Origin of the sequence: Pseudovibrio sp. Ad46, from assembly GCF_001623065.1 — a bacterium.
GTDB lineage: Bacteria > Pseudomonadota > Alphaproteobacteria > Rhizobiales > Stappiaceae > Pseudovibrio.
Genome location: NZ_LMCG01000061.1, coordinates 1 through 6,013, shown reverse-complemented (window position 1 = coordinate 6,013; position 6,013 = coordinate 1). Strand labels below are relative to the sequence as shown.

The following is a 6,013-nucleotide window of genomic DNA, read 5'->3' as shown; positions in this document are numbered from 1 at the left end:
GTGTTGGCACGCTGTGGCTGGCGAGCACGCGATCATAGATCTGCAGCATGAACATCGGACCCGTCAGCATCAACAGGTTGATGACCAGACTCAAGACCCCAACGCCCGCATACCCGGACCGAGACGCAGCAAACGCCTCAGCCACCATAGGGCGCTGGCGTGAAATTGATTGTTGAGAAGACATGTTTCACTCAGGATAAGTAAGCAAGAAGCCCACCAAGACAGGCCAGAAAGGTGTCAGCTGTCCTAGACATAACTATAAATGACAACTCCACCCGAGATAAGAGAGACACGGACCGTCTTAGATCCGTGTCCTTGTGCCGTCTTAGGCTATGAAATCACCATAGATATCGATTTCAGCGATGTGCAGATAGTGCCCACCTGCATGATCGATGCGAACTTCGTCACCAACTATACCGCCAACTTCAATCAGCTGGTTGTGTGCGGAAGTCAGATCAGAGGATGACCAAACCACTGCCCCATCATCCAACACTTCGATGTGAGCTCCGGTCAGACGAGAGCTTGTCCAGTTGTCCTGACGGTTCTCAAGATCAATAAACTCAATCAGAGCATCTTCTCCCAGATCAATGCTCAACCATGGGGCTGGATCGCTTTTGCCCGTGTGGTTGATTGTATCAACGTCACCATCAAGAACGTTGAATGCGAGGTAATCATCGCTGACGTAGTTGGTTGATTGGTCTGCTGCGCTGGCATTCAGCGCGTCTGTCAGGTTTGTAAGTCCTGCATGATACGCTCGTTCAGCTGCTTGAGCCGCTGCGACAGTTACGTCATAGGTTGCCGTATCGCCTTCATTGGTGGAGATACTCGTTTGGAATGACGATTTGTGGAGGCTTGTTTCCCAGGTTACTGAATTGTCACTATCAATCGAGAGGCTATTGCCTTCATCAGATAGAGAGTTGATCAATGCATCGCGTTCAGACGCGGACAATCCTTCGAAAACGAGCACATCGGCTTTGTCCAGATCGGTTATCGTGTCCTTCCCAGAGTTGGCGGCAAAGACAAAAGTGTCGGCGCCCCCCCCTCCAGTTAACTCATCATCTCCACCAGCACCTGAAAGGATGTTTCGCTCTTCATCACCTTTAATGATATCGTTTCCGTCTGATCCGATCACATTTTCGATGAAGTACAACTTGTCGCTATCTACCTTCGTTATACGTCCGCCCTCATTGTCGGTCTTAATCGAGTAGATCGCACTGGAAACTGAGTAGTAGATGCCAAGATTTTCTTTCCAAATCTTTGTGCCCAAATCAATGTCGACGGAATCAGCTCCAAAGAAAGCTATAGTATCACTATCGGCGGTGCCGTCGAGGTTCTCGCCGCCATTGATGACATCATCGCCTGCACCACCAAACAAAAGATCATCGCCCCCCATACCATACAAATACGCCGTATCAGAATAATATCCCTCCCTGGGGGCAGTTGTGTTGGCTTCGGCTGGCACAAACGCGCCGAGGATGTCGTTCAGATTGGTGCCAATCCACATGTCGTTAGGGGCTTCATTGTCGTAAATCGTCCAACCAGCATAGGCCCCCACATCCATGAATCCCAGATTGGAACCGGCCATTTCACCGACCCATTCACCTAGATCCTGTAGTTCGTCTCCGAAGTAGAGCTTAGATCCATCGTAGTTGACATAGCTTTCCTTCAAACTTGCTTTGAGCGCATCAAAAAAATCACTATTGATCGTAACACCCTTGCCATTTTCGGTCATGTAGTCAGGAAAATAATCTACAAGGTCGTCAGCCCATTGGACGGCAAGGATTTCACGGTCTGCTGTTCCACGGTTGTCCCGTAATGTGAATGCCAAATCGTTAGCAGTCTCCCACTCGAAGGTGTAGTGGGTATTCAGATCAGTCTCGGATGCCGCAATTGGGATCATGATATGATCTTCAAACGGGTTAAAGTCTCTGACCTGAGCTTCGGCAGTCTCGCCCCAGTCTGCATCAATAGTAAAGGTTGTCTTTGATGAGTTGGTAGCTGTGTAGTAAGCATCAAAGCCAGAAGCTATAGTCTTTGCAACTGAACCAATTGCTTTCACGCCCGGTATAATCCCCACTGCGCTGCCTGCTGCATCCAGAATAGATGTCCAATCACTGCCCTTGTTAGGAAAAGCTGCTGATATATCGAGAACAAAATCGCTCGTGTAGTCAGTACTGCCATCGCCAATGATAAACATATCCGCACCAGAACCACCCCAAAGCTGGTCACTTACGGCTTGGTCTTTGAGCGAGCCTGAGGAGATGATATCGTTGCCTTCTCCTCCGTAAATTTTATCAGCGCCCGTGCCACCATCAAGAATATCATTCCCATCATACCCATTGATAATGTCGTCACCTGCACCGCCATAAGCAATGTCGATATTGTCTGCGATGATATCGACATTGGGTGTTGTTTGCACATAGATCGCACCATGTATGGTGTCATTGCCATCACCACCATACATTTCATTGGCGCTGTCTGCTGTAATTCCTGATGTGCCACCCCAGATTATATCGTTGCCCTTGCCACCAAAAATCAGATCAGCCCCTGCGCCACCTTCGATCGTATCTGCGTCATCTCCGCCATCAATGTAATCATCCCCTCCATTACCGACGAGCGTGTCATTTCCGTCACCTCCGTAAAGCTTGTCAGCATGCATTGTGCCTTTCAGCGAGTCATTGCCATCGCCCCCATAGGCCGTAACGCCATAAGACAGACCGTAAAAGTCGGCTGTGTCATCAGTGTAGTTGAAGTCGAAGATCTCAACATTGTGTGCAGTGACGTCCAGGGAGCTGAAATTGATGTGTGAGCTATCTTTCGAATGGCCCCCTTCGACAATGACGGTATTTCCATCGAGAACCTTGAGATCAGTCGAATAATTATTATCTCCACGATATCTCAACGTATCTATGCCTTCATTACCATAATAATGGAGGTTCGAGTTCTTCTTTACACTACTACCGCTCCTTGCTAATGAGTCCAGTGTCACTGAATCATTATGGTCACTGCCTACAAGGTTCGAGTCCTTTTTATTCTTTCTTGCGATCCAGCCGAATGTGTAGCTGCCATCAAGATATGAGTTCTTTGCAGCGATGCTCCAGATTGTATCTGCCATTTTCTAATCCATGTGTCAGTGCATACATTCGTTGTCCGAGCAGATGTCAGGTGAATGTATTGCCGAGTTTCTAAGGACAGAATTGTCCGACTCCTACATGGATACCGCGGGTATGATTTGAGGTCTCGTGACAAACTGTGACAAACACTTGTCACAGTTTGAGAGGCTGATTAATTCTTTCGGTAGAGTGGAAGGCGAAGCTCAGCGCGCAGCCCGCCTTCAGCGCGGTTAAAAAGTCCTATGGAACCACCTTGGTCAGTTACAATTGTCTTTACGATTGCCAACCCCAGGCCGCTACCGGGTATGTCTGTCGCCAAGCGCTGGAAAGGCTGGAACACACGATCTAGTTCCTCTTCTGGGATGCCTGGGCCATTATCATCAATGGTGATAACCGCTTCATCTCCGTCCTTAGAAACAGTCACATGAGCGGCGCTGCCATACTTGCAAGCATTTTCAACCAGATTGGATAAGCACCTTTGGATAGCATTCACGCGGCATGACACGATAACAGGTGCTGTGTCTGTCATTTCAGCTGCATCTCCCAGCTCACTGCGCTCTTCAATCACCACATCCAGCAGAAGTGTGAGGTCTACACGCTGGAAGTCTCCATCTCGCATCACCGCACGAGAAAAAGCCATAATAGATTCAACAATGCTCTGTATGCGATCTAGACGGGCCTCAATCTGATATCTGGTGGTTTGCGGACCAACGGCATCAACAAGCTGCTTGATCCCTGCCAAAGGACCTTTCAGATCATGAGCAAGACTGCGCAAAAGGCCAATCTGATAATCCACCGCCTGCGTAACGCGCTCATTCATTCGATTGAAAGACCTGATAATCTCACGGGTATCACGCGGTCCCTGCACAATCAAAGAGGAAGTGGTCTCGCCGCGCCCAAGCCGCTCTGCCTGATGAGAAAGGTGCCAAAAAGGTGCCATAACACGCCGACTAATCAGTAAAACTACCGCTGCAATTAAAAGAGAAACCAGACTCGATGTTATAAGCTTCGTGTAGGCTGCATTGATAGGTGGTAAGCGCCTGAGCTGATAAACCGTGAGCCAGTTGCCTGTAGCATCATGGCGCAATGCAACCCTGTACACTTCAGCGAGTGGCCAGGTTCTGAATAAGTTCAGAAGATTGTTTGACGGTGCCGGTTTCTCCTCAAAAACCCATTTTGGGGTCGTCTTCCAATCAAGCTCATTTACCAAAAGAGTACGCGGCGGTTCACCAAGGCCTAACATAGGTGTCTCTTCTGCCACCATTCCGCGGGGAGGAGGAGGAGTTGGAAAGCCTCGTTCTGTCACAACGACTTCTGAGACGGGTAACCCTGCACGGCCATACCAGGTAAGTGCTTCGGCCTCGATATCTGGGCGCCGTTCGTCACCATCAAGTAGAGCTCGCGGAACTCCCCATTCTATATGAACAGCGAGATTAGATAAGGTTTGTGTATATCGGACACGCTGGTTTTCTGGCAGGGCTAAGACACCACTGAAAGACCGACCAGCCAGTGTGAGATGAAGGCTTTTTTGAGCAGCTGTCAGAAGCTGCACATCAGCAACACGCGATACAATTACGTTTACGACTTGAACTGCCAATACCAGCCCAATGACCAAAAACATTAGTTGTTGACCAAGCGTAAGACGCGCTGAAAACCTCATTGATTTCATTTATCTATCTCGGCATTGGGACAAGTTGACACGCAGATGTTACAATATATGCGTGTTGCAAAGTCAATTGGATATCGAAGGTTTAGACCGGATGAGCGAGAGTATTTTGATCGTGGACGACGATCACACCCTCGGAGAAGAGTTGGGGAAGGCTTTGGTTAGCGCTGGCTACACCCCCCATCGGTGTATAAGTGTCCCCGAAGCGCGACAGGTTTGGAACAAGACAAAGTTTGATCTCTGCTTTGTTGACATTGTCATGCCCGGCCCCTCTGGCAAAGTGTTTTGCCGGGAAGTCAGAGAGCGGTCTGACGCTGCCATCATTATGATGAGTTCACTCAGTGACCAGGACACAATCATTGCGTTGCTTGACATTGGCGCCGATGACTATATCGTCAAGCCATTCACTTTTCCGGAGATGTTAGCCCGCGCACGAGCCGTGCTACGTCGTCGTAAAGATCACACTCAACAATATACGGCTTCTGCAATACAGATTGGAGATTGGACATTTGATCTTCAGCTGCGGCGCATTTCCAACATTAAAGGCCTTACCGTACCGCTCACTCAAAGTGAAGCAGCAGTCCTTCGTTTTTTTGCGCAAAGCCCTGGTGTTGTTTTCTCCCGCGAAGACATACTTGCCGTTGCCAGAACTCGACAGCACGCTGGCAAGGATGATCGTTCTGTTGACACGCTAATCAAGCGCTTGCGGCGAAAGATCGAAATTGAACCTTCAAATCCAATGCACATCCTGACTGAGTGGGGGAAGGGTTATACATTCCAGAACTGATAAGTTGCTAAAGTAAGCCTTACGTAATCTCCAATCAGATGCTCATTGCAACCTCTCTTCTAAAAGTCTTGATTAGCTTGCTCGGGACTAAGTATTTGCCTTTGATAAGATATGTGAGGAAGTTTTCAGAAACTTTGGCCTTCTAGACCAGAAAAAATGCTCTATCGCAGTGTGCAGGCCCTCAAAAGAAAGAAGAGGCGTGTTGGAACTTGCATAAGCTTGCTGAGACCCAAAATCGATGATTGGGCCCTACTAAGCAGAGGCCACGGCATCATCAATCCAAGTTGGTCTCAACCCTTGATAGAAACACCCGAATGACAGCTTCTCTAATCGGGCGCTGAGGTCAAGCTCTTTTTCCTTTTCATTCGGATCATATCCATCTCCGGGTCACGCTTCTCTTCGCAGTCTGGGTCGCTCTTTACAGTGAGCAGCTGCATGCATGTGCCG

Annotated in this window: 3 protein-coding genes and 1 pseudogene; 1 reads left to right on the top strand and 3 read right to left on the bottom strand. The window is 48.8% G+C overall.

The window, feature by feature from the left end:
* The 3 genes and pseudogenes from PsAD46_RS17200 to PsAD46_RS17190 all read right to left on the bottom strand — a co-directional run.
* A pseudogene (locus PsAD46_RS17200) lies at positions 1–184 on the bottom strand (type I secretion system permease/ATPase); the annotation flags it as partial.
* Positions 185–325: 141 nt separating this feature from the next.
* Positions 326–3,115 carry a discoidin domain-containing protein gene (locus PsAD46_RS17195; RefSeq protein WP_063292604.1) on the bottom strand — a complete coding sequence of 930 codons (2,790 nt, stop codon included), beginning with the start codon at positions 3,113–3,115 and terminating at the stop codon, positions 326–328.
* A gap of 170 nt (positions 3,116–3,285) precedes the next feature.
* On the bottom strand, positions 3,286–4,734 hold the full coding sequence (locus tag PsAD46_RS17190; RefSeq protein ID WP_063292603.1) for a HAMP domain-containing sensor histidine kinase: 1,449 nt from the start codon (positions 4,732–4,734) through the stop codon (positions 3,286–3,288).
* A gap of 139 nt (positions 4,735–4,873) precedes the next feature.
* Here PsAD46_RS17190 and PsAD46_RS17185 point away from each other — a divergent pair, with 139 nt between their 5' ends.
* Positions 4,874–5,566 (top strand): response regulator transcription factor, encoded by a 693-nt coding sequence (locus PsAD46_RS17185; RefSeq protein WP_063286986.1) that lies wholly within the window; start codon positions 4,874–4,876, stop codon positions 5,564–5,566.
* Positions 5,567–6,013: the final 447 nt, after the last annotated feature.

Excerpts from the sequence above, each read along its gene's own strand:
- PsAD46_RS17195 (WP_063292604.1), bottom strand. The coding sequence starts at position 3,115 with ATGGCAGATACAATCTGGAGCATCGCTGCAAAGAACTCATATCTTGAT.
- PsAD46_RS17190 (WP_063292603.1), bottom strand. The coding sequence starts at position 4,734 with ATGTTTTTGGTCATTGGGCTGGTATTGGCAGTTCAAGTCGTAAACGTA.
- PsAD46_RS17185 (WP_063286986.1), top strand. The coding sequence starts at position 4,874 with ATGAGCGAGAGTATTTTGATCGTGGACGACGATCACACCCTCGGAGAA.